We start from the raw sequence: 23,853 nt of genomic DNA, 5'->3' as shown, positions 1-23,853 counted from the left end.
TTCTGCGCTTACCGCGAGAGAAATGCCAGCGGGTGGCTTTGCGAGGCCGGCGCAGGAAGGAGGCTGATGCGCACAAACTGCGTCGGCTGCACCATGCCCAGGCGTGCGGCGACGGAAGCGAGACGATCATCCGACGTCAACGATGCGATCTCGTCGTCGAGGCGGGCGTCCTGCATTTGCATGTCGGCGCGCTGTCCGTGCGCCCGGTCCACGGCGTACGAGAGCGCCGTGATGCTCGACGTCAGCCGCACGTACGTGAGGAGGATGGCCAAGGCCACCGCGACGCCGAACGTGATCCACGTCACCGCCGCGTACCGGCTGCGTTGATTTCTCACGATCCGGCGCTGCGTTGCCGAGCGCGCGGTGCGCGGGTTGCGAATGCGCGCCGGAGCTTCGAGTCGCAGTGCCGTCATAGCGCTTTACGCTCCCCGGCGCGCAGCTTCGCGCTGCGAGCGCGCGGATTCGCTGCGACCTCTTCTTGCGACGGCGTCACGGGCTTTTTCGTGAGCACCTCTATACGCTCGTCGGCGCGCAAGGCGCGTTTGACGATGCGATCTTCGAGCGAATGGAAGCTGATCGCGACGACGCGCCCCCCCACGCGAAGCGAATCGATCGCCGCGCTCACGCCTTCGTGCAGCGCATCGAGTTCCTCGTTGACGGCGATGCGCAGTGCTTGGAAGAATCGCGTCGCCGGATGGATGCGCTCGCGCCGGCCCGGCTTCTGCACGACGCCTGCGACGAAGCGCGCGAAGTCCGTTGTCGTCCTCGGCAGCGTTCCCTGGCGCCGGCGCGCGACGATCGCGCGCGCGACGCGTCGCGCGGCTCGTTCCTCACCGTAACTGAAGAAGATGTCGGCCAGCTCGCGCTCGCTCGCGTGCGCGAGCACGTCGTACGCACTTCGGCCGGCGTACTGATTCATCCGCATGTCGAGCGGAGCGTCCTTCACCATGGAAAAGCCGCGGTGCGCGTCGTCAAGCTGCATGGAAGAGACTCCCAAGTCGAAGAGCACGCCGTCCACCCGGGCGATGCCGTACTGAGCGAGTATGGATGCGAGGTTGCGAAAGTTCGCGCGCGCGAAATGGAACGCCGGATCGGCGATCGTTTGCGCGCACTCCCGTGCCTGCGGGTCCGCATCGAGCGCAACGAGCGTACCGCCGCGCAAGCGCTCGAGAATCGAGCGACTGTGACCGCCGCCGCCGAAGGTCGCATCCACGTACGTTCCCTCCGGCCGAATGTCGAGATAGGCGAGCACCGATGCGGTGAGCACGGGAACGTGACGCAACGGCTCGTCCACGCATCACGACAACCCCAGCTCGCCGAAGAGGTCAAGGCTCCCACCCTGCGGCTCCGCGTGCTCGCTAAAATGCTCTTTCGCCCAGATCTCGACGCGCGTCAGCGCGCCGACGGAGACGACCTCGCGATCGATCCCCGCGTACACGCGCAGCGAAGCTGGAATCAGGATTCTGCCCTGGGCGTCGCAGCCGACGTCCTCGCTGTGGGCGAAGATCGAGCGAACCATGCGGCGGAAGGCGTCGTCTTTGCGGGGCGCGGCCTCGAGCCGAGCGCAGAACTCCGCCCAAACGTTGCTCGGGTACAGGGCGAGGCAGGGGTCGGGACGGGCGATCGTCAGGACGAAGCCGGCACCGAGGCGCTCCCGAAACCGCGCGGGCACGACGAGCCGGCCCTTCTCATCGAGAGCGTGCTCCACCAAGCCCGACAGGCGCGGTGACTCCGGCAACGATCCTCCCTTTGCCTCCACGAGGCGCCACTTCCACCCACTATACGCAGGAGGGTCGCCGTCCGCAAGGCCGGGCGAGCGTGGGGCCGTACAAGGCGGCCTTCACGGGGAAAACGAAGGGACGATGCCGATGACGCGGCTCGCCTCGATTGCGTCTACCTTATGTCTGCTCTACGGCTGCGGCGGCGGGGGGTATATGCCGTACGCGCCCCACGCCCTGAGCTCGCTCGAGATCCACTCGCTCGTCGCACAAGCCTCTGCCGAGCATGCTCTTCCGCCTGGTTTGCTCACTGCCGTGCTGATGGCCGAGTCGGGTGGGGATCCGTCGGCGATCTCGGTCGCCGGCGCCGAGGGGCTGATGCAGCTCATGCCCGCGACGGCCTCGAGCTGCGGAATCGATCCCTTCGAGCCCGTCTCCAACGTCGCATGCGGCAGCGCGTATTTGAAATCGCTCTTGCGTCGCTACCACGGGAACGTCACCCTCGCGGTTGCCGCGTACAACGCCGGGCCCGGGGCGGTCGACGCGTATCATGGCGTTCCGCCGTACGCGGAGACGCGCGCGTACGTGGAGCGCGTTCTCTCGACCTACCGGAGTTACTAGCGAGCCCGAGGGGCTCGCGTTCCACATGGCGACGCTGACGTTGCGCCGGTTCTTGCCCTACGCGCATTCTCGCGCGCACGTCCTTCCCATTCTCGACGCGTACCTGTTGCGCGAGATGGTATGGCCGTTTCTCGGCGGATTTTTCGCGTTTTTCATCTTTTGGGCTCTCAACATCTTCATTCTCTCGGCCGATTACATCGTCAACGAGCACGCGCCGTTCTTTCTCGTGCTGCGTTTCGTCTTGCTGCGCGTTCCGCAGTCGATTCCAATGGCGTTCCCGTTTGCGGCGCTCGTTGCGTCGTTGCTCGCCGTCGGACGTTTAATGGGTGACAACGAGATCACCGCCATGCGTACGTCCGGCATCCACATCCTGCGCATCGCGGCAACGCCGCTCGCGTTCGGATTCGCCATGTTCTTGCTCGCGTACGGCATGAACGAGTGGATCGCGCCGGCGTCGGTCGATCTCTCGACGCGCACGTTCTACCAGATGGTCTACCATACGGACGCGCTCCCGTTCGAAACGCAGTTCTTCCGCAGGGACGCGGATAGCGGGAACACGTTCTTCGTGACGCAGGTCGCGCCGGACGGAAAGACGATGTACGGCGTGCAGATATTCAAGCCGGCGCGCGACGGGCCGTGGAACGAGACGCTGCAAGCCCGCAGCGCCGTCGTCAATGGGAGCACGCTCGTGCTCAAGGACGTCATCGACACGCGCTTTAACGCACAGGGGTACGTCGCCGGGCAGCAGCACGTGCGTTCGGTCGCGATCGGCCTTCCGCTGCAAGAGACGGCCGCGCAGTTCTTGAGCTCCGCCGGCACCGATCCGTGGACGATGAGCAGCAAACGCCTCGCGCTGCAAGTGCGTTCTTTGCAGGAGCAGGGCATCGGCGGCACGGCGCTCGGGACTTTGCAAATCACGCTTGCGAACAAACTCGCCTGGCCCTTCGCGTGCTTCATCGCCGTGCTCGTCTCGCTTCCGCTCGCGATTCGGTTCGGCCGGCGCGGCAGAATGCTCGGCATCGCCCTCTCGATCATCGCGTTCTTCTTCTACTTCGTCTTGACGTCTACCGCATCGGCATTCGGCCGGAACGGTGCGGTGAACCCGTACCTCGCCGCGTGGCTGCCGAACGTCGTCATGGGACTCGCGGGTGGGGCATTGCTCTGGCTCGAAGAACGTTAGCCGCCACGTGCGTGCACTGCGCAACCGTCCAGCACTCGCTGCAGCCGCATGCCTGTATGCGATCCTCAGCGGGAACCTTGCCGCCGCCGTAGCCGCGGCGCATAGTTCCACGCTCGAAGATCAGCGCGCAATCTCTCTGCTCAACGCGACGCCGTGCGCGGCCGATGCGAGGCGTATCGGGCGCGCCGAGGTCGCACAAGCGGAGCCGACAGTAACGCCGTCACCGACGCCTACCCCGGTCCAAGCGCCGTACTTGCCGCACTCGACCAACGGCACGCTCCAGTTCTTCCAAACGCCCCGGCCGAACGGATCGCCGCGCGCCTCACCGCCTCCGCTGCCCGGCGGCGCTACGCCGACCCCAGCTGCCGGACCAGTATTCCTCCAGCGGGGCGGGGTCACGCCGCCGCCGATCGCGCCTGCCGGGCAGGGCCGCCCGGGACCAACGCCGGAGCCGACGGGCGTCCCAACGCTCGCGCCCGGATACGTGGCCATCATCGCCGACCGCGTCACGGGGAACACGCGGCCCGGCCAGCCCGGTGACGCCGTAGGCAACGTGCACATCTACTACGGGCAGGACGAAATCGTCGGCCAGCGCGCGCACTACGACGGCGACCGCACGGTCACGATCACGGGACATCCGTTCATCATCGACCAGACGCACGATTCGATCTTGAATGCGGACCAGATATCCTTCGACACGATCAACCAAACCGCGCGGCTCGTGCACGGCAACGGCGAGAGCTCCCAGGGCGTCGAGCGGGGGCTCGTCCACTACCGTGCCCGGGATCTGCACACCGACGCCAACGGCGTCGGGCACGGGCAGCGCCCCTTCGTCACGACTTGCGAGAACGCGCGCAGCGGCTATCACATCACCGGCCGCACGATGGACGTGATTCCCGGCGACCGCATCGTGATCTACAGCGCGATCTTGTGGCTCGGAGCCGCCGCGGTCTTCTTCCTGCCCAAAGTCGTCATTCCGCTGCGCCAAGTCGAAGATCAGCGCGTGCGCCCACAGTACTTTCCCAACGTCGGATACGACGCGTACGAAGGGTATTGGGTTCAGACGAAAATCGGCTTCGGTCGCGACAGCTACTATTACGGATACTACGAGGTGAACTACTACACGAAGGTCGGGCTCGGGCTCGGATACGTCGCGTTCTTTGCGCGGCGTAACGGCCGCCGCACCGGCAGCGTGCACATTTATCGCATTCACGATCGGCGCGTCAACCAGACGCAGTTGAACGTCCAGGCGCAGGAGACGGAGAACTATTCGCGGACGCTGCACTCGAATCTCAGCTATTCGTACCAGTCGAACTACGGGCCATTGACGAACCTTCCGGCCAATACCGCCCTGACGTTCAACTTCGCCCATCAAACGCAGAAAGATTCGCAGAACTATACGTTCACGCACACGGCGGTCGGCACGCAGTCCCAGTCCAACGACGTGAGCTTCGCGGACACAATCCAATTCTCGCCGACGTTGAGCGAGGCGCTCAACTTCAGCTTGACCAACAGCTCGTCGAACTACGGCGGCTTCTCTTCCTCGAACGCCTCCGCCACGCTCGATTCGGTGCTGCACTGGAGTACGAAGGGCGCGGACTATCAACTCACCTGGGACCGGTCGTACTCACGCATTCCCTACGGCGACAACGAGATTCCGCAGCTCCAGATACGGCCGTACGCGTTCTTCCCGCACTTCATCTTTCCGGTCTCGGCGCAGTTCACGATCGGCCAGTACAGCGAGCCGTCGAACGCATTTCACTCTCAGCGCGCCGACCTGGCGTTCGTTCTCGGGCCGGCGATCTACCGGGTCTTCGGCAGCGATTTCCAGGCGACGCTCGACGTCAATCAGTACGCCTATGGCACGGGCGACCTGAAGGCGTCGATCACGCAGCTGATGTCGCTCACGACCCCGATCTCGAATCACGTCGTCAACATGATTACCTACAATGAGTCGAACTACAATGGGCCACCCGCCGTGCCTTTTCAATACCTCGATCAGCTGCCGACGATGAACACGAAGGGCGCGCAGGATCTGCTGCGGTTCTTCAACGGCTCTGTTTACAATCTCTCACTCGGCTTCTCGACCCTCTTCGACGCGAGGGCGCAGCCGGTGAGCTACCAGTTCCAACTCAGCCCGACCTCGAGCTCCGTGCTCTTGCTGGGCGGCGCGTTCATTCCCGGACCCGGGCTGGGCTTCCAGCAGACCAACGTGCAGTTTTCGACCCCGTTCGGCCGCGACACGCAGCTCGAGTTCGCGGGCAACGTGAACTGGGATTTCCATCGGCGCATCAGCGACAAGATCGTCTACCTCACCAAGACCATCGGGCAATGCTATCAGCTCCAGGTGCTCTACAACCAGGATTCCAAGCTCGTGAACGTCTCGTTGAACCTGCTCGCATTTCCGTCACACGCGGCGGGCTTCGGGCTCGGCCAGGGCGGCGCGATCATCCCGAGCAACTTCAACTTCTAACAGGTTGCGGAGCGATGAGGGAGCAACGCCGTAGCGTTTTGACCGAAGAACGGCGCGGTTTTCGGCGGAACACGCGGATTCGAGACGGCGCCGGGGATTTTTCCGCAGCCTGCTAAGGGGTATTCTGAAACTCGCAAGTTTGGATCACCGCGCTCGGAGACGGTGCGGTCTGCGCGAGCGCGTTGGCAGTGATGTCGAACGCCGTCGTGGTGACGAGGTTCGGCGACGAGAAGGACGTGTCGGTACCGCCGCCCACGCCGAGCGAATCGACCGGAGCGTAGTTCGTGTTGCCGCCACCGCCGAAAGCTCCGCCTGTCGTTCCCGGCGAGGTCACGAAGCAATTGAACTTCCAGGTGGTGGAAACGACGGGCGTCGGCGTTACCGACGGTACCGGGCTCGGCGTAGCTCCGACGGGCGTCGGCGTCGGACTCGGGGACGGCGAGGTGACGAGGCTGCTGAAGATCGCCCGCAGGAATCGCAGTTGGAACTGCGTGTTCAGCCCGTTGGAGTTACTCGTCAGTTGCAGGTCCTGCCCTGGAACGGTCAGCGGATAGACGGTCGGCGGCAGCGACGTACCGTTGGAAACGAACTGTACCGGAACGGCTTCGACGGCGCCCGACGTGTTGCCAGAGACGACGATCGCATCGCTGAACGCTGCATAGTTCGACTGGGCCCCGCCGTTCGGCAGCGGCGTGATGCCGTTGCCCGTGGTATTGAAAACGACGATGTAATCGTACGTGCTGAAAGCGAATGGGGCGGCGACCGTGAATCTCACCGACATGAAACCGCTCGAGAGCCCGCCGTTTTGTGCGTACTTTGGAAACGTCACCTGACGGCCGCAGCCCACTATCATGAGCGCCACCACCAAGACCGCTAGGCCGACTCTGCGTATCATGCTCTCCTCGCTGAGGGTTCGCGAACCGATCGTCGCGATCGCTGCCGCATTGCTGCTCAGCGCCGGTTTTCCCAAACTGGGCGCTGCGTGGCTCGTTCCCGTTGGGACCGCGGCGCTGTTCTGGGCGCTCTCCGCGACCTCCTGGAAACGTGCGTTCTTCCTCGGTTGGCTTGCCGGGACCGTCTTTTTTTGCATCAACTACGCGTGGTGGACCTACACGATCGGGCACGACGTGGGCCCGTTCTGGGCCGGCGCCGCGGTCTTCGTCTGCGCCGCGTACGACGCGCTCGCCTGGGGAGCAAGCGCCGCGCTCTACGCGGTCGCCCAGAAGCGCGCGGCAGCCTACCTGGCCCCGCTCGCGGGTGCGGCGGCGTTCGCCGCGCTGGAGTTCGTGCGATCGATCGGGCCCGTCGGCATTCCGTTCGCGCAGCTCGGGTACACGCAAGCCGATACGCCGCTGCGGATCTTCGCGGCGTACGGCGGCACGTACTTCGTGACGTTCGTCCTGTGCGCGATCGGCGCGTACGCGGCGTACGCCATGCGCCGCCGGACGGCGCGCCCGCTCCTCATCGCGGCGGCGGCAATCGCGCTCGCATGGACGGGATGTTGGCTTGCGTGGCCGGCGCGCCGCGCCGTACCGCCGACGATTCCGGTCGCGGCGATTCAGGGCAACATCGTGCAGACGCTGAAGTGGCAGCCCGGCTCCCTCGCGCTAGCCGTGCATCGCTACAGCGCGATGACGCGCAGCATTGCGTGGTTGCATCCCAGGCTGGTCGTCTGGCCGGAGACCGTCATCGCGATTCGCGGTACCGGCTTGAATGCCGATCCGGCGCTCGAAAGCAGGTTCGCGTCGCTTGCGAAACGGCTCGGGACGACGCTCGTCGTCGGATCGATCGACCAGCATGAGGGCGACTACTACAACGCACTCTTTTTCTATACGGGCGGAACGCGCACCGCCATCTACGACAAGCGCCAGCTCGTGCCGTTCGCCGAAGATTTTCCCGCGTCGAGGTTTCTCTCGTGGCTGCCGTACGTCGGAACCCTGAACGGCGGATTCGCAGCCGGAAACGTCGATGGCGTCTACGCGACGAGGACGGGATTGCTCGCCGCGCCGCTCATCTGCTGGGAGTCCGCTTTTGCGGATCGCGTGTACGCTCAGGTTGCGAACGGAGCGCAATTTCTCATCGTCAGCACGGACGACGCATGGTTCGGCCGGACGTCCGGCCCGTACCAGCACGCACAGATATCGCAGCTGCGCGCGGTCGAAAACGGCATGTGGGTCGTGCGCGCCGCTGCTACCGGCGTCAGCGGCATCATCGCTCCCGACGGCCGGTGGACGCAGCGCGCACCTATGGACGTGCAAACGGCGGTGACGGGCAAGATCGGCCCTCCGTCGGGATCGCTCTTCGCGCGCATCGGCCCGGCACCGGTGATCGGCGCATTCGCGTTGCTCTATCTCGTGCTCGTCACGCGCAAGCGCAGACCGTCCGAGCCCACCGCGTGACGCGCAAGAAGCGACTGCGCTGGGCACTGATCGCGGCAGGCTGCGCGTTCCTTGCCTACGTGATCGTCGAGATCGTTCTCGCCGGCCGCGGCCCCTCGCCCACTCCCCCGGCAAACGCTCCCATCGTCCTGCGCGGCGGTGAGGTTCGCGGCGGCAGCCATACCGTTGCAACGCACTCCTGGAGCCTCTCCTACGACCGCGGTGAGTTTTCGTCTGACGGCATCACGGGTACGCTCGACGGCGTGCACGACGGAATCGTGTACCGCAAAGGGAAGCCCTATATCGCGATCGACGCGCGGCACGTCGCACTCAACACGCAGACTCTCGACTTCACCGCGATCGGCCGCGTGCACATCCGCATGCTCGAGGACCCGTACCGCCGCTCGTTCGACACGGACTACGTCACCTGGACGAACGACGCGAAGCTTCTGTCGATGGAGCATCCGAGCTTCTTGCACGTCGGCGGCCAGACGCTGCGCATCCGAACCATCACGATCGACTTCGGGAAGAACGAAGTGCACCTCGGAGCGCTCGACGGCTCCGTCGGCATTCCTAGGCGCTGACTCGTCGCGCCGGCGCTACTTTTTCGGCTCGCGGCTGGCGTCTTCGGCGATGCGCCTCTTCGCCTCGGCGATCAGTTTTTTCACCTTCTGCCCGCCCTTGTGCCCGATTTCTTCGTAAAAGTCTGCGCCATATTTTTCCTTGACGATCTTGCCGCCTTTTTGGCCGATCGACTCGTAGAACTCTACGCCATGACGATCGCGCGTCGCCTTCCCGCCTTTGCGCCCGATCTCTTCGTAGAAACCGGACCCATACCGGTCGCGCACGGTGTCGCCGCCCTTTTTCCCGGCTTCGCGAACCGACATCTCTCGGTCCGCGTTGCCGGTAGGTCTCTTCGACGCCATGACCGTTTCTTTAGCCGTGCAGCCTTGCGTTACGCGGTCTTGCGCTTCGGCTTCTGACCGCCTTTTTGTCCGATGACTTCGTAAAACGACGGGCCGTACTTGCTCTTTGTGGCCTCGCCGCCTTTGCGGCCGATCTCTTCGTAGAACTCGGTGCCGTACTTCGCCTTGACACGCTCGCCACCGCGGCGACCGGCTTCGCGGACACTCATGCCGCCGACGTGAATTTCGTTTTGCATCTGGACTACTTCACCTCGAAAGAAAGGGGGTACTCAGCCTCGTTTACCCATACGAGCGCTCGCTAAACCAAGGTAAGGGGCTTCGATTCATCCTACGCGTGCAGTCTGGAGAAAAGCTGAGGCTCGGGGACTCGCATGGTGCCCTGAATTGGGCGCTCTTAGCCCGCCGCGCTCAGAAGTTTCTCAAAGACGTCCGTCACGCGGCGGTGCAGCAGTGCGAGATCTCCGTCGTTCTCGATCACTGCGTCGGCGCGCCGCATCGCCTCCTCGGGCGCGATCTGCGCCGCCATCCTGGCACGTACGTGCGTTTCGTCCATATGATCGCGGGCCGCGATGCGTGCTATCCGTTGTTCCTCCGGTGCGACGACGACCACGGCCTTATCGACGTCGCGCGCGTAGTCCGTTTCGAAGAGCAGGGGAACGACCTCGAGGATCATCTGCCCGGGTTGCGCGAAGCGCGCGCGCTCGCGTGCGAGGCGCCGTACGTGCGGATGGACGATCGCATTCAATCGCGCGCGCGCGTCGGCATCGCTGAAAACGATCTCGGCGAGCGCCGCGCGGTCGAGCGCATCGTTTCGGATGACGCTCGGCCAGACGCGTGCAATCTGCATGAGACCGTCGCTATATGGAGCGACGGCCTCACGCGCGAGAGCGTCCGTGTCGATGATGAATGCGCCGAGCTCTTCGAAGATTCGAGCTACCTCGCTCTTGCCGCTGCCGATGCCGCCCGTCAAGCCTACACGCACGCTGGAAGGTTCCCTAGGAGCCTGTCGGGTTAGGCTTGCGCCGCGCCCTCGTCCTTCGCCACGAGCGCCTCGATCTGTTCCTCGGGCACGTCGGCAATGTGCTGAATCGACGCGGTGATGCGCCGCGTGGCGTGATTGAGCGTCAACAGCGTCACGTCGGCCTCTTGCCCGGCGGCGTACTGCGCGCCGGTATCGAACTCGCCGCTCGGCACCATTGCGAGGATGCCGGGCACGAGTTCCACGAGCAGGTAGTTCGGGGTGACCTTGACGACTTGCGCCGTCAGGCGATTCGTCTCGTAGAGCTTGTCAGCATGCTCGTCCCATGGATCGGGTAGCGTATGTTTGAGCGAGAGGCTAACTTTCTTGGCCTCGGGGTCGAACTTCATGATCTCGACTTGCACGACGTCGCCGATCTTCACGACCTCCGACGGGTGCTTGATGCGCGCGTACGAGAGCTCGCTGTTGTGAATCAACCCGTCGACGCCGCCGAGATCGACGAACGCGCCGAAATCGGCAAGCCGTACGACGACGCCTTCGCGGATCTGACCGACTTCGAGGGTTCCGAGCAGCTCTTGCTTCTTGGCTTGCAGCTCCTCTTCGAGCACCTGCCGTTGCGAGAGCACGACCCGATGGCGCTTGTGATCGAGATCGATCACCTTGAGGCGAAGACGCTGTCCGAGCAGCTCGTCGAGATCGCCGACCGGCTGGCGCCGAATCTGCGAGGCCGGAACGAAGCCGCGCATGCCGAGGTCGACGAGGACGCCGCCCTTCACGACGTGTGTGACGGTCGCTTCGATCACTTGGTCGCGCTCGTGCGCTTCGATGACTTGTTCCCAGGTCTTGAGCGCGCGCGCGCGCCGTTCTGAGAGGAAGAGGGTCCCGTCGAGCTCGTCGATCCGGTGGACCATGACCTCGAGCGTATCCCCGACGCGAAGCGTCTTCGCATCGACGGCGAGCGAGAGCTCCTTGAAAGGAAGCACGCCCTCGGATTTGCCGCCGACGTCGACCAGGAGTTCGTCTTTGTCTTTCTGGACGATGGTGCCGGTGAGCACCTGACCTTCGTCGAGTACCTTCAGCGACTCTTCGTAGAGGCGCTGCTCCAGTGCGAGTTGATCCTCCTCGGCCGGCGCGGGAGCAATTTGCGTAGTTGTGATGGTGTCTGCCTACCTTATGAAAGGCGAAGCACTTTCACGCTTCACCTGGCGCTACGCTTCGCATCCGGCATTTTCGCGCCGGAAGCTTCGCTTTCGCGCCCCGTGCGGACGTTGCCGCGCGGATCCCCTTTCTTTCTTCACTAATTTTATATTCAATGCTGGCAACCCCGGCACCACCACGTTCCACGCTGGCCAAGCACCGTCCGTACGATCGACTTGCCGCAACGCGGACACGGCGCTCCGTGCCGCCCGTAAACCGAGAGAACGTCCTGAAAACTGCCCCGCGCTCCCGCTGCGTCCACGTAGTCGTCGATGCTGGATCCGCGCAGCGCGATGGCCCGCGAGAGAACGCCGACGACGGCGTCGTGCAGCCGGCTCGCAGCCGCCCTGGTCAACGATTTCGAAGGGCGACTCGGACGAATCCCCGCTTCCCATAACGCTTCGCAGGCGTAGATGTTTCCGATGCCGGCGATGCGGTGCTGATCGAGCAGGAGGACCTTGACCGGTATTTTCCGCCCCGCCAGCATACCGGTAAAGGCCTCAGGTGTAAAGCCCGAACCCAGGGGCTCGACGCCGAGCGCGTGGTCCCAGACCCGGTCCCGTTCGACAAGCGTCATCCTCCCGAACGTGCGCACGTCGGCGAAGGTGAGGAGCCGATCGCCCGAGAGTCGCAGCACGACGTGCGATCCCGGCACCGCACGCCCGCCCGGAGATCCGGCGAGAAGCCGCCCCGTCATTCGCAAGCCCACAACCAGCCGCCGTCCGGATTGCAACTCGAGCAGGACGTACTTCCCTCGCCGCCCCGCGCGTTCGATTCGCTCGCCGCGCAGAGCCGATGCAAAGTCGACCCCCGGAGGTGCGACCGCGTTCTTGCGCGAGCGTACCTCGACCGAAAGGATCGTCGCCCCGGCGATCGCGCGGTCGAGCCCGCGAGCGATCGTCTCTGCTTCAGGGAGCTCGGGCAAAGCACAGTCGAACGCCGCGAGCGATGCCATCGCGCGCGGCTTCGCCCGCCGCAAGCTCGATGACATAGCGGGCGTTGGCAGACTCCAGCGGAATCGCGGCGTCGGGAGTCCCCGGCGCAACCGGCCGGACATCCGAGAAGATCTCGCGCACCGTGCCGTCCGTCGCGACGAAGATCATGTCGAGCGGTATCAGCGTATCCTTCATCCAGAACGACACGGGCCCGTCAGAATCGAAAACGAAGAGCATGCCGGTGTGCGCCGCGAGACGCGTACGGCTCATCAGGCCACGCTCGCGCTGCGCGGGCGTGTTTGCAGTTTCGAGCGTGAGATCGGCACGCGGCGCGACGACGCGTATCGAAGGCAGCGTCGGATTCGGCGACGCAAGTGCAAGCGCTGCGGCGATCGCGATCGCGCTAAACACCGGTCAATACCTTGACGTCGTACCAGTTGGGACCCGCTTTGAGCGTCGTCTCGAGAGGAACGCTCAACGCCATCGCGCCCTCCATGAGATCTCGAACGAGGTGCGCCGCTTCGTGCAGATGCGCTTCCCGCACGTCGAAGATGAGCTCGTCGTGTATTTGCAGCAGCATCGTCGCATCGAGTCCCGCGTCGCGCAGTCCGCGGTCCACGCGCACCATCGCGAGCTTCATGAGGTCGGCCGCGCTCCCTTGTAACGGTGCGTTCGTCGCCTCGCGTTCCGCAGCGCTGCGAATCGCGAAGTTCGACGAAGCGAGCCCCGGCATATACCGCCGGCGGCCGAGAATCGTGCTCACATAGCCGTCACGACGCCCCTGCTCCAGGCTCTTTTCGATGAACGCTCGCACCGACGGAAACCGCGCAAAATAGGCGGCCGTGATCTCCTTGGCCTGCGCGCGCGGAATTTCGAGACGCTGCGCGAGACCGAACTCGGACATTCCGTACAGCAGACCGAAGTTGACGCTCTTGGCCATGCGCCGTTGATTTGGATCGACGCGCTCTCCTTCGGGTATCGCAAAGAGGCGGCGGGCGGTGAAGTCGTGGATGTCCTGTCCTTCCTCGAAGGCGCGACGCATCGCTTCATCGCCGGAGAGATGCGCCATCAACCGAAGCTCGATCTGACTGTAATCCGCTGCGAGCAAGACGTAGCCGCTAGACTTCGCCACGAACGCGCGGCGAATGCGCCGTCCGAGCTCGCCTCGAACGGGAACGTTCTGGAGGTTCGGGCTCGTCGACGACAGGCGCCCCGTTGCGGTCGCCGTTTGATTGAAAACGGTGTGCAGCCGGCCGTCGCGAGGATCGATCAACTGGGGGATGACGTCGATGTACGTGTTCTTGAGCTTCGTGACCTCGCGCCAGTCGAGCACGAGCGCGCAGATGGGATATTCGCGCGCCAGCGTAAACAACACGTCGACGCCCGTCGCCCACCCCGTCTTGATCTTCTTGCCGCCCGGTATTTGCAGCTTTCCGAACAGGATCGCGCCGAGCTGCTGCGGCGACCCGATGTTGAACGTTTCGCCCGCGAAATCGTAGATGCGGCGCTGAAGCTGCTCGACCGCACGATCGATCTCCGTGCCGATGCGCTGCAACTCGCTCGGCTCGACGGCGACCCCCGCGCGCTCCATCCCGGCAAGGATGGGGGCGAGCGGCACTTCGACCTCGTCGTACAGACGAAGCTGGCCGCGCTGTGCGAGCGCCGTGCGAATCGGATCGACGAGCTGCAGCGTCGCGTCGGCATGGGCTGCGGCCTCCGCGGCGACGCTCGCAGAGAGCACCTCGGCGACCGCATCGCCGACCGACGAAAACGCGCGCCCTGGGTTGAGCAGATGCGCGCCGAGCATCGTGTCGTCGTCGAATTGCACCTCGATGCCGTGCGCGTGCAACGCGTGACCGGCGCGTTTTGCGTCGTGGACGACGCGCCGCCCAGCACCGGCGAGCAACGTAGAAAACGCCGCGCGCACGCGCGCGTGCACGAGCGCGTCGAGCGCGAATGCAATGCCTTCACCCGCCCGCACGCTGGCACCGACCGCTCCGTCGTGAAACGCGATCGCGGCGCGCGCCCCGCCGCCCATGCGCTCGAGCTCTTCGGCCAGACGTGCGAACTCCGGCGGATCGACCGAGGCGACGTAGCTGCGGTACGAGCCGGCGATCTGCTCGGCTCCCGGCGCGAGCGGCAGATCCTCGGGAGGCTTCATGCGCGCGAGAAGCGTCTTGAACTCGAGCTCCGCGAAGAGCGGATAGAGCGTCGCATCGGAGGGCTTCTCGTAGCGGCTGCGCGTCCAATCGAGATCGATCGGCAACTCGCGATCGGCAACGGAGACGTCCCGGCAGAGCTGCGCTTGCCCTGCGTACTCCGCGACGAGACGCTCGAGCTTGGGGGATCCCGCGAGCGACGGATTCGCGACGAGCGCGTCGAGCGATCCGGCGGACTGTAACAGCTTCGAGGCGGTCTTCTCGCCGACCCCGGGGATCCCGGGAAGGTTATCGGAGGGATCGCCTTTGAGCCCCCGATAATCGGGCAGCTGCGCCGGAGCGAGACCGAAGCGCTCGTGCACGGCGGCAACGTCGTAGCGTGCGAGATCGGTGATGCCGCGCCGCGTCGCGAGAACGGTCGTCTTGTCGTCGACGAGCTGCAACAAGTCCAAGTCGCCCGTAAGGATCAGGCTGCGCGCGCCGTGCGCCTCCGCCTGCGCGGCGAGGGTCGCGATCACGTCGTCGGCCTCCTGCCCTTCAATCTCGGCGATGGGAACGCCGTACGCATTGAGTACGCGTCGCACGAGCGCGAACTGCCCGCGCAGATCCTCGGGCATGGCTTGGCGCTGTGCCTTGTAGTCCGCGTAGAGCGCAACGCGATGCGCGGGCATGCCTTTGTCGAACGCTGCGATCACGTGCGTCGGTTTCTCTTCGGCGACGACCTTGTTCAGCATCATCGTGAAGCCGTAGACGGCGTTGATCGGCATTCCTTTGGCGGTCGAGAGCGGCGGAAGCGCGAAAAACGCTCGATATACCAACCCGTACGTGTCGATCAGCATCACCGTGTCGCGTTCGTGTGCCATGCGGTCCGCCGTCAGCGGATGTCGATCGTCGACGACGCCGCGATGACGCGCCCGTCGTCGGTGATGGCAAGAACGGAAAGCGTGTAACGACCGGCCATCGACGGGAGCTGCACGCGAGCGAGGCCTCCGACGCTGTGCTCGACGCTCCACGAGACCGGCCGCGTGTCCGCCTGCGCGAGCATCAAATCCGGCGGCGGCTCCGTGTGGCGCACGAACTCCAGTACGAGCGGATGCGTGCCGGTCGAATCGACCCACGGATGCCACGTCGTACTCTGCGGCGCGCTCGTCTGCGTGGTGCTCACGTCGAACGCGAGCGCGTCCGGCGCGGAGGTAAAGAGCGCGCTTCCAGTGGGGTCGCCGCTGCTCACGCGAACCACGACCGTTCCGGCAAACGGGCGCACGCCCAGCAACGACACGGCGACTTCGGAGCCAGGCTGCGGTGCCGGATCGATGTTCAGTGCGGCGGTGCCCGCTCTGCCTTGCCCGTCGACGTCGAGCGGCGACGCGCTCGATTCGATCGCGCCATCGCGAACGAACGACACGGAGACCTGCAGCGCGCCGGCTGCGTCGACTGCGTGCAGCACCGCCGACGCCCGTCCGTCGCGAACGTTTGCAACCACGGCCTGCACGCCGAACGCGCCATCCAGCGAGAACAGCGCATCCCCTCGCGCGCCCGGCGCGACGGCCTCCACGCGAACGGCCGTGCCGGGCGTGTAGCGGTCACGGTCGAGCGTAAGCGAAACGTCGGCGCTGTCGCTCTGCGCCGCGCCGAGCACCGCCTGAGCGTCGACTTCGACTTGCGTCGCATCTTCGGCTCGCGCGCCGCCGCGGTCGAGCGTCGCTGTGACGAGGTTCGTGCCGAGGTCCGCCGACGTGAATGCGCCGCTCGCTCGCCCCGCGGCATCGAGAGACAACGTCTGCTCCTGCACCGACCCGCCATGCGCGAGCGTAACGACGACGCGGCCTCCGCCGGCCGGTCTGCCGCTGCGTACATCCGTCGCGTACACATCAAAGCCGATCGGCGTGCCGAGCGTCTCTTGGTCACGATCGAGCTGGAGGCGCAAAGCGGTCGGTGCCGTCGCAACGATGATGCGCGTATCGGCGGTCGCGCCCCCCGATTCAACGCGCACGCCATAGGTCGACCCGAGGGCATCCGTGGGATGCGCGATTCGAATCTCGGCGCGGCCGGAACCGTCGGTCGTTATTCGCTCGTCCAACCACGCCGTCGTTCCCCATGGCGTCGAGCGCGATGCGTAGTCGACGTAGACGTGCGGAGAGCGAATGACGGTAACGTGAACGGGCGTGTCGGGCCGTGACGAGTGAATGACGACCGGGACGTCGGCCGACGGGTTGCATTCGTCGCCGCACGCGGACGCGACGTCGAGGATCAGGCCGCCTGCATCGGCATCGACGTGCACGCTCGCGCCTCCGACTCCGCCCGCCGCCTGCGCGAGAATCGCATCGTCTCCGGCCGCGGCGTTCGCGGGGACGTCGAGATCGGCCGTAAACGCTCCCGCCCGGTCGACCGCAACTCGCTGCTCTGCGAGCAGCCTCGCACCATCGCGCAGCGAAATCGTCACGTCTCCGGTCGCGGGAACCAGTACGCTGCCGCGCCGCACGCGCGCGAATCCGACGACGCGCACGCTACCGCCGGCATGCACGACGGCCGATGCGGTGCGCACGCCGATCACGCTCGAGGGAAGCGGCGCCTGCGGCAAGAGACTCAAGAACGCGAAGCTCGCACCCCACTGTGCCAGCGCGAAGATCGGGCGATTGGAGGAGCGCCAGGCAATGGTACCGTCGCGGTCGGTGTAGCGCGTGACGAAGCGATCGCCGACGAGAAGCTGCACGCGCATTCTCGCGAGCGCGGCACCGGACCCGAGATCCGTGCCGTACAGGAAAAGCTGCTCCGGCGTCTGTTTTGCGATCAAGCCGATGCGTGAGCGATTGATCCATACTTGTTCGCCGACCGCGCCGCGTCGCGCTTCGATGACGAAGAACCCTTCGCGCGTACCGAGCGGGACGTCAACCGCATTCGGTTGAAACTGATATCCCCCCGGCGGCGTGAATCGAAAGCGCATCAGTGGGCGCAAGCGCCGCGTATCGATTGCACGCGGGCGCGCGTTCGATCCAGCCGTGAGCACGTCCGCCGGATCGACGCGATAGACGGAGAAATCTACGGGCGCGCTCGAATACGTGTCGAGGCGCACGGTCGTCGCTTTCCACGAAGCGTTTGAGTCCGCAGCGAACAGGGCAAAGTAAGCGTCGAGCTTATGCAAATCGACGATGGGTCTGGCCGCGGAAGCGGGAGCGACGAAGAGCGACGCAAGCAGCACCGCGGCAAGGGTTCGAGCAGCCGGCATCAATGGTTTGCCCTTCGACGGCGGGGCGATTACGGGCCTGCGGGGCAGGGCCGCGAGGCGGCTGCGCGTAACGTTCGCCCAGTGGATGAACATGGCGCCGAAGGTTCGACGTCGACGCGTTGCCGCTTTTGCGGTTCCGACGACGGTGACGAGTTCGCCAAAGAGATGCGCGAGAAAGCGCACATCCAAGTCGTCGTTGCTTGCGGATCTTGCGGGCACGCTTTCACGGCTCTTTCACGCAATTGAGGAGCCGCTGAGGTTCCTTAGACTAGCACTTTTAATGCTGCTCGGTGCAGCGCCGCTTCTCGCTGCCACGAGCCCCAGCGCACATCGCACGCCCGCGCCGCGTCCGTCCGCGCACGCACCCGTTCCACACGTCCCGATGGTTCACGAGCCGCTCGTTCGACTTCATACGGAGTTCGTCGTCGAGGTCAACCGCAAGGGACAGGTCGTGCGCGTGAAGAGCGCCCGCGGATGTCCAAACCCGACCTTCAACGCGCAGACGTACGGAAACGTCTTACAAATGTGGATCCGTCACCCGAACGGAACGGCCGACGCCGGCCTTTATCGCGTCACGTATGATTACGATCCGCGCGCCCGCCGCGTCACCCGCCGCGTCGCGCTGATTCGGCGAGGCGGCACTTGGGCAAACGCGCAGGGTGCGGCGAACGACATGCTCGACACGGCGCGTCGTGAAGCCGAATCTGCGTCGGGCAGAAACCTCCCCCCGCTGCAGAACATCATCGGCAGTACGCCGACGCCGCACCCCCACTAAAAGCCGCGTTGCGCTACGTGAGCTTCGCCTCTCCCGACGCCGGCGTGCGCCCGGGAGTGATCGACGGCGACTCCGTTCGTGCGATCGCATCCGCGACGATGCGCGAGTTCATCGCGCTTCCTCCGGCGCAGCGCGCTACACGCATAACCGACGAGCGCGTCGCGCTGGCACACGTGCATCTGGATGCGCCGGTGAGACCCGCGCGTAACGTCTTCTGCGTCGGCCGCAACTATCTCGAGCACCTCAAGGAAGGAGCGCTGGTCTTCGGCCGCGAGGCGAAGCTGCCCGAGGTTCCGACGTTCTTCACGAAGGCTACGACGGCGATCGCCGCCCCGGATGCGACGCTGCACTTCGAGGCGTCAGTTTCGAATGAGTACGATTACGAGGCCGAGCTGGCAGTCGTCGTCGGGAAGCGCTGCAAAGACGTCGCAGAGACGGCGTGGCGCGAAGTCGTGTTCGGATACACGTGCCTGAACGACGTCACAGCGCGCGATCTCCAGCGCGCGCACGGCCAGTGGTTCAAAGGCAAAAGCCTCGATGACGCGTGCCCGCTCGGACCTTGGATCGTCTCCTCCGACGAGATCGCGGATCCCCAGCGGCTGGAGATCGCATTTCGGCGCAACGGCATCGAGAAACAGCACAGCAATACGGGACGCATGCTCTTCCCCATCGCGCGCCTGATCGCCGAGCTGAGCCGCGGCATGACGCTCGAGCCCGGCGACGTGATCGCGACGGGAACGCCCGAGGGCGTCGGCTTTGCGCGGCAGCCGCCGGAGTTCTTGCACGACGGCGACGAGATGATCGTCGAGATCGAAGGAATCGGAAGCCTGCGCAACCATATCCACATCTCATGATCGTCGCCGTTCCACGCGAAGCCGCTCCTCGCGAGCGACGGGTAGCGCTCGTGCCCGAGAGCGTCGCTCGCTTCGTCAAACTCGGCACCACGGTGCACGTCCAAAAGGATGCGGGAACGCGTGCGTCGTTCCCGGACGAGCTCTACGAAAGAGCCGGCGCGACGATCGTCGAGGACGCGACGACGCTAGCGCGTGACGCCGACCTTCTCACCTGCGTCGCTCGGCCCAGCGACGAGCTGCTCGCGCTGCTGCGCAAGGGTACGACGATCGTCGGCTTCTTCAACCCGCTCGGCGACCCGGCGTACCTGCAGCGACTCGCGGGGCGCGGTTTGACGGTGCTGGCCGTTGAGGCGATACCGCGCATCACGCGCGCTCAGTCCATGGACGCACTATCCTCGCAGAGCAACATCGCAGGATACAAGGGCGTCTTGCTGGCAGCCGCGGCGCTGCCACGATTCTTTCCGATGCTCACGACGGCCGCAGGGACGATCCCGCCCGCGAAGGTCTTCGTCATCGGCGCCGGCGTCGCCGGACTGCAGGCCATTGCAACGGCGCGGCGCCTCGGTGCCGTGGTCAGCGGCTACGACGCGCGTGCCGTCGTGAAAGAACAGGTGCAATCGCTCGGCGCGACGTTCGTCGAGTTTGACGTCGGAAACGCCGAGGGCAGCGGAGGCTACGCGCGCGAGCTGACCGGCGAGCAGCTCGAAGCACAGCAGCGTGCGATGGCGGAGACGATCGCAAAGAACGACGTCGTCATCACCACCGCGGCCGTGCCCGGCAGACCGGCGCCGGTCATCGTCACGGAGCGGGCGGTTGCCGCGATGCAGCCGGGATCGGTCATCGTCGATCTCGCGGCTGAAACCGGGGGCAACTGCGCGCTCACCAAACGCGACGAAACGATCGTGACCGAGAACGGCGTCACGATCGTCGGCACGACGAACCTGGCCGCGACGATGCCGTACGACGCGAGCCGATTGTATTCGCGCAATCTCTTCGCGCTTCTTTCGCCGTTCGTGAAGGACGGATCGTTCGCACTCGATCCGAACGACGAGATCGTCAAGGGTGCGTGCGTCGTGCGTGACGGCGTCGTGGGAGGGAGCTCGACGTGACCGACGTTTCGCATTTGCTGCAGCTCGTGACGGTGCTCGTTCTAGCGGTCTTCGTCGGATTCGAGGTGATCTCGAAGGTTCCGACGACGCTGCACACGCCGTTGATGTCTGCGACGAACGCCATTCACGGCATCGTGCTCGTCGGAGCGATCGCCGTCGTTGCGGCACTCTTCGGCGCTCCGGTGCACGGCGCGTGGATGACCGCGATCGCGATCGTGGCCGTAGCTCTCGGCGCCATCAACGTCTTCGGCGGCTTCGCCGTCACGGAGCGCATGCTGCAAATGTTCCGCCGCAAAGAGGGCCCGCGCAAATGACCGCGACACAGACGGTTTTCGCGCTGCTCGACCTCCTGGCCATCTCGCTCTTCATCATCGGGCTGCACTATCTCAACGCGCCGCCGACGGCGCGCTTCGGCAACCGGCTGGCGATGGTCGGCATGCTCATCGCCCTCGTCGTCGTCCTGGTCGGAACGCTAGGCATCGGTTGGTGGGCGGTCGCGACCGGCATCGTCATCGGCGCGGCAATCGGAATCGTCGCCGCCGTAAAAGTCAAGATGACGGCGATGCCGCAGATGGTGGCGCTCTACAATGGCGCCGGCGGCGGCGCCGCCGCGCTCGTCTCGACGGTCGAGCTCGCGGTCGCGCGCGCACACGGCGCCTCGTTGGATCCCGTCGTGGCCGTTTCTCTCGTTCTCTCGGCGACCATCGGTGCAATCAGCTTCGCCGGCTCGCTCGTTGCCTTCGCAAAGTTGCAAGAGCTGATGACCGGAAGACCCGTGACGTATCGCGGTCAGCAGATCGTCAACGCAATCGTCGCCCTAGCGATCGCGCTCCTCCTCGCGCTCTTCATCGCGCGCCTTGGCGACGCCGCGCCCTGGGTCTATCCAGGGCTCGTCGCTGCGGCACTGCTCTTCGGCGTGCTCTTCGTGCTGCCGATCGGCGGCGCCGACATGCCGGTCGTCATCTCGTTATTGAACTCGGCCACCGGCGTTGCAGTCGCCGTCACCGGCTTCGAGTTGTCGAGCCCGTTGCTGATCACCGGAGGCGCCCTCGTCGGCGCGAGCGGCACCATTCTCACCGTTGCGATGAGCCGTGCGATGAACCGCCCGCTCACGAACGTGCTCTTCGGCGCGTTCGGCGCGGCCGGCGGCACCGAGCCGGCTGCCGCCGGCAAACAGCAGAACATCCGCAGCGTCAGCGTCGACGACGTCGCTGCGATGCTCGCCTACGCATCGAAGGTGATGATCGTTCCCGGCTACGGCATGGCAGTCGCGCAGGCGCAGCACAGCGTCAAAGCGCTCGCCGACCAGCTCGAGAAACGCGACGTCAAGGTGCTCTATGCGATCCACCCGGTTGCAGGGCGGATGCCCGGGCACATGAACGTCCTGCTGGCCGAAGCGAACGTGCCGTACGAAGCGCTGCTGGACCTCGACGCTGCAAACGCGGAGTTCCCGACGACCGACGTCGCGCTCGTCATCGGCGCGAACGACGTGACGAATCCCGCCGCACGTACCGTCAAGAGCTCGCCGATCTACGGCATGCCGATTCTCGACGTCGACAAGGCGGCAAACGTCGTCGTGTTAAAACGCTCGATGCGTTCGGGCTTCGCTGGAATCGAGAATCCATTGTACGAGCTTGCGAACTGCTCGATGCTCTTCGGCGATGCGAAAGCCTCGGTTGACGCGCTCACCGCCGCCGTGAAGGAGCTCTGATGCCGGCGATGGTCCAATCGTAGGCATTCCACGTCGGGAGGAACGCGTTCGGTAAAAAGCCGTGTAAGCGGCGGCGATACGCGTAGATGTAGTCGGCGTTGAAGAGGTAGATGATGGGAACGTCCCGGGCCACGATACGGGCGATCCGCGAGTAGAGGACCTTGCGCGCGCCGCGCGACGTCGCGGCGAGCGCACGGCGCTCGAGCGCATCGACCGTTGCATTGCACCAGCGCATGTAGTTCGACGGTGCGCCGCACGCGAGCACGCTCGAATCGTCCGGATCGGCGCCCATCGTCCACGGAACGTACGCGAGGTCGAATTTGCCGGCCGCTAGCGTCCCGGTGACCGGCAAGAAGAGCTGGGCATTACTGATGCTCTTGATCTCTACTGCGATGCCGCGCGACTTCAACTCAGCTTGAACCTCGGTCGCAATGCGAACGCCGCTCGCCGTCTCAGGGAACGCGACATACACGAGCTGGAGCGGCTTGCCGTCCTTGCGCCGCATCCCGTCCCGGCCGCGCGTCCAGCCCGCACGGTCGAGAAGCTCGTCGGCCTGGCCCGGATCGAACGCCGGCTCGTGCACGCTCGGGTCGAACGCCCACGAGAACTGCGGCTGCAGCATGTTCGTGACGACGTAGTTTCCCAGCGTGATGCGCCGGGTGATGCCCGAGCGGTCGATCGACATGGCGATCGCGCGGCGGACGCGGACGTCGTCGAGCGGCGGATGCGAAACGTTGATCGCGATGCCGGCGACAACCGCGGTCGGAACGCGAACGAAGGCAATGCCCGCCTTTCCACGCAAGAGCGACCACTGCACGGGCGCGACGAGATTCCAGTCGACCTGACCCGACTCCAGCAGCACCAGGTTCGTTTGCGGATCCGGCACGATCCGCAGATCGAGCTGTTCGACGCGGGGTTTTCCGCGCCAGTAGCGCGGGTTCCGTACCAACCTCAGCGCGTCGCCGCGCCGCCAGGAGACGAAGCGAAAGGGCCCGTCGACGACGGACGGCGCCGCATTGAACGCAGCTCGCGCGAGCGGCGTTTGGTTGCGAAGCACGTGGGCGGGAAGAACGGACTGCGGCGACGTTCCGTAGGAGAAGTACGTCGTCACGGCCGGCGCCCACGCGTGGCGAAGGCGAAAGATCACGGTATGCGCGTTCGGCGCCCACGCGCGCTCGATGAGATCGTATCCTTCGTGCGATTGCACCGGATTGTTCGGATCCAAGACCGCGCGGAGGGTAAAGAGGACGTCCGCGCTCGTCAGGGGCACGCCGTCGCTCCACACCACGTTGCGCCGGAGGTGATAGGTGATCGTCCGGCCGTCGCGTGAGATACCGCCGTTGCCGGTCGTCGGAATCTGCGCGAGCAGCTCGGGGATCATACGGCCCCTGCCGTCGAGATCGACGAAGGGTTCGAAGAGCAGCCGGTCGACCTGCTGTTCGACCGAGGCGGCATCGGGATGGATGAAGAGCGGGTTGAGGCTCGTAGGGTCCTCGGCGAGATTGAAGCGAACGGTCCCCGCCGGTATCCGGGGCGCACCCGCGCAAGCGGCAAGCAGGGCCAGCAGCGCCGGAACTTGTGCCAAACGAATGAACTGTGCTAGGCTATCCAT

The 23,853-nt window shown here is 65.3% G+C and carries 23 protein-coding genes; 10 read left to right on the top strand and 13 right to left on the bottom strand.

The window, feature by feature from the left end:
• Positions 1 to 8 precede the first annotated feature (8 nt).
• Genes VMV82_09625 through mraZ form a run of 3 tightly spaced genes read right to left on the bottom strand, consistent with a single transcriptional unit; the run spans position 9 to position 1,759 of the window.
• Entirely contained in the window at positions 9 to 413 is a 405-nt protein-coding gene (locus VMV82_09625; protein HUY41812.1) for a hypothetical protein, read from the bottom strand.
• Positions 410 to 1,294 carry a 16S rRNA (cytosine(1402)-N(4))-methyltransferase RsmH gene (gene rsmH, locus VMV82_09620; GenBank protein HUY41811.1) on the bottom strand — a complete coding sequence of 295 codons (885 nt, stop codon included), beginning with the start codon at positions 1,292 to 1,294 and terminating at the stop codon, positions 410 to 412. Before rsmH ends, VMV82_09625 begins: the two co-directional genes overlap by 4 nt.
• A 3-nt stretch (positions 1,295 to 1,297) precedes the next feature.
• Positions 1,298 to 1,759 (bottom strand): division/cell wall cluster transcriptional repressor MraZ, encoded by a 462-nt coding sequence (gene mraZ, locus VMV82_09615; GenBank protein ID HUY41810.1) that lies wholly within the window; start codon positions 1,757 to 1,759, stop codon positions 1,298 to 1,300.
• 109 nt (positions 1,760 to 1,868) lie between these two features.
• Here mraZ and VMV82_09610 point away from each other — a divergent pair, with 109 nt between their 5' ends.
• Genes VMV82_09610 through VMV82_09600 form a run of 3 tightly spaced genes read left to right on the top strand, consistent with a single transcriptional unit; the run spans position 1,869 to position 5,992 of the window.
• Positions 1,869 to 2,339, top strand: coding sequence for a lytic transglycosylase domain-containing protein (locus VMV82_09610; protein HUY41809.1), 471 nt, complete (start codon positions 1,869 to 1,871; stop codon positions 2,337 to 2,339).
• A gap of 25 nt (positions 2,340 to 2,364) precedes the next feature.
• Positions 2,365 to 3,519: an LptF/LptG family permease gene (locus VMV82_09605; GenBank protein HUY41808.1), complete on the top strand. Its 1,155-nt coding sequence runs from the start codon at positions 2,365 to 2,367 to the stop codon at positions 3,517 to 3,519.
• 7 nt (positions 3,520 to 3,526) lie between these two features.
• Positions 3,527 to 5,992, top strand: coding sequence for a hypothetical protein (locus tag VMV82_09600; GenBank protein ID HUY41807.1), 2,466 nt, complete (start codon positions 3,527 to 3,529; stop codon positions 5,990 to 5,992).
• 112 nt (positions 5,993 to 6,104) lie between these two features.
• Here the strand turns inward: VMV82_09600 and VMV82_09595 are convergent, their stop codons facing one another.
• A complete protein-coding gene (locus VMV82_09595; protein ID HUY41806.1) occupies positions 6,105 to 6,887 on the bottom strand; it encodes a hypothetical protein in 783 nt (260 codons plus the stop codon).
• Between VMV82_09595 and lnt the strand changes: the two genes are divergently transcribed.
• Complete coding sequence (gene lnt, locus VMV82_09590; GenBank protein ID HUY41805.1) at positions 6,886 to 8,391, top strand: apolipoprotein N-acyltransferase; 1,506 nt, start codon at positions 6,886 to 6,888, stop codon at positions 8,389 to 8,391. The genes VMV82_09595 and lnt overlap by 2 nt on opposite strands.
• Complete coding sequence (locus VMV82_09585) at positions 8,388 to 8,954, top strand: hypothetical protein (protein HUY41804.1); 567 nt, start codon at positions 8,388 to 8,390, stop codon at positions 8,952 to 8,954. Before lnt ends, VMV82_09585 begins: the two co-directional genes overlap by 4 nt.
• 15 nt (positions 8,955 to 8,969) lie before the next feature.
• Here VMV82_09585 and VMV82_09580 read toward each other — a convergent pair whose 3' ends face one another.
• From VMV82_09580 to VMV82_09545, 8 genes are all read right to left on the bottom strand, one after another.
• Entirely contained in the window at positions 8,970 to 9,257 is a 288-nt protein-coding gene (locus tag VMV82_09580; protein ID HUY41803.1) for a general stress protein B, read from the bottom strand.
• A gap of 68 nt (positions 9,258 to 9,325) precedes the next feature.
• Entirely contained in the window at positions 9,326 to 9,532 is a 207-nt protein-coding gene (locus tag VMV82_09575) for a hypothetical protein (GenBank protein HUY41802.1), read from the bottom strand.
• A gap of 158 nt (positions 9,533 to 9,690) precedes the next feature.
• Positions 9,691 to 10,278, bottom strand: coding sequence for a dephospho-CoA kinase (gene coaE, locus VMV82_09570; protein ID HUY41801.1), 588 nt, complete (start codon positions 10,276 to 10,278; stop codon positions 9,691 to 9,693).
• A 29-nt stretch (positions 10,279 to 10,307) separates the two neighbouring features.
• Positions 10,308 to 11,330 (bottom strand): S1 RNA-binding domain-containing protein, encoded by a 1,023-nt coding sequence (locus VMV82_09565; protein HUY41800.1) that lies wholly within the window; start codon positions 11,328 to 11,330, stop codon positions 10,308 to 10,310.
• A 254-nt stretch (positions 11,331 to 11,584) separates the two neighbouring features.
• Positions 11,585 to 12,427, bottom strand: a complete 843-nt coding sequence (mutM, locus tag VMV82_09560) for a bifunctional DNA-formamidopyrimidine glycosylase/DNA-(apurinic or apyrimidinic site) lyase (GenBank protein ID HUY41799.1) — start codon at positions 12,425 to 12,427, stop codon at positions 11,585 to 11,587.
• Positions 12,381 to 12,818, bottom strand: coding sequence for a DUF192 domain-containing protein (locus VMV82_09555; protein ID HUY41798.1), 438 nt, complete (start codon positions 12,816 to 12,818; stop codon positions 12,381 to 12,383). Before VMV82_09555 ends, mutM begins: the two co-directional genes overlap by 47 nt.
• Positions 12,811 to 15,429, bottom strand: coding sequence for a DNA polymerase I (gene polA, locus VMV82_09550; protein ID HUY41797.1), 2,619 nt, complete (start codon positions 15,427 to 15,429; stop codon positions 12,811 to 12,813). The genes VMV82_09555 and polA overlap by 8 nt, the downstream gene beginning before the upstream one ends.
• 11 nt (positions 15,430 to 15,440) lie before the next feature.
• Positions 15,441 to 18,011: a hypothetical protein gene (locus VMV82_09545; GenBank protein ID HUY41796.1), complete on the bottom strand. Its 2,571-nt coding sequence runs from the start codon at positions 18,009 to 18,011 to the stop codon at positions 15,441 to 15,443.
• A 61-nt stretch (positions 18,012 to 18,072) separates the two neighbouring features.
• Here VMV82_09545 and VMV82_09540 point away from each other — a divergent pair, with 61 nt between their 5' ends.
• The 5 genes from VMV82_09540 to VMV82_09520 are packed head-to-tail and all read left to right on the top strand — an operon-like array spanning position 18,073 to position 22,241.
• Entirely contained in the window at positions 18,073 to 18,567 is a 495-nt protein-coding gene (locus VMV82_09540) for a hypothetical protein (protein HUY41795.1), read from the top strand.
• 17 nt (positions 18,568 to 18,584) lie between these two features.
• Positions 18,585 to 19,421, top strand: a complete 837-nt coding sequence (locus tag VMV82_09535; protein ID HUY41794.1) for a fumarylacetoacetate hydrolase family protein — start codon at positions 18,585 to 18,587, stop codon at positions 19,419 to 19,421.
• Positions 19,418 to 20,530 (top strand): Re/Si-specific NAD(P)(+) transhydrogenase subunit alpha, encoded by a 1,113-nt coding sequence (locus VMV82_09530; GenBank protein ID HUY41793.1) that lies wholly within the window; start codon positions 19,418 to 19,420, stop codon positions 20,528 to 20,530. Before VMV82_09535 ends, VMV82_09530 begins: the two co-directional genes overlap by 4 nt.
• Complete coding sequence (locus VMV82_09525) at positions 20,527 to 20,844, top strand: NAD(P) transhydrogenase subunit alpha (GenBank protein ID HUY41792.1); 318 nt, start codon at positions 20,527 to 20,529, stop codon at positions 20,842 to 20,844. The genes VMV82_09530 and VMV82_09525 overlap by 4 nt, the downstream gene beginning before the upstream one ends.
• On the top strand, positions 20,841 to 22,241 hold the full coding sequence (locus tag VMV82_09520; GenBank protein HUY41791.1) for an NAD(P)(+) transhydrogenase (Re/Si-specific) subunit beta: 1,401 nt from the start codon (positions 20,841 to 20,843) through the stop codon (positions 22,239 to 22,241). Before VMV82_09525 ends, VMV82_09520 begins: the two co-directional genes overlap by 4 nt.
• On the opposite strand, the gene VMV82_09515 is transcribed toward VMV82_09520, so the two are convergent.
• Entirely contained in the window at positions 22,216 to 23,853 is a 1,638-nt protein-coding gene (locus VMV82_09515; protein HUY41790.1) for a peptide ABC transporter substrate-binding protein, read from the bottom strand. The genes VMV82_09520 and VMV82_09515 overlap by 26 nt on opposite strands.

This window comes from Candidatus Dormiibacterota bacterium (assembly GCA_035532035.1).
GTDB lineage: Bacteria > Vulcanimicrobiota > Vulcanimicrobiia > Vulcanimicrobiales > Vulcanimicrobiaceae > Tyrphobacter.
This window is presented reverse-complemented; position numbering and strand designations above follow the sequence as displayed.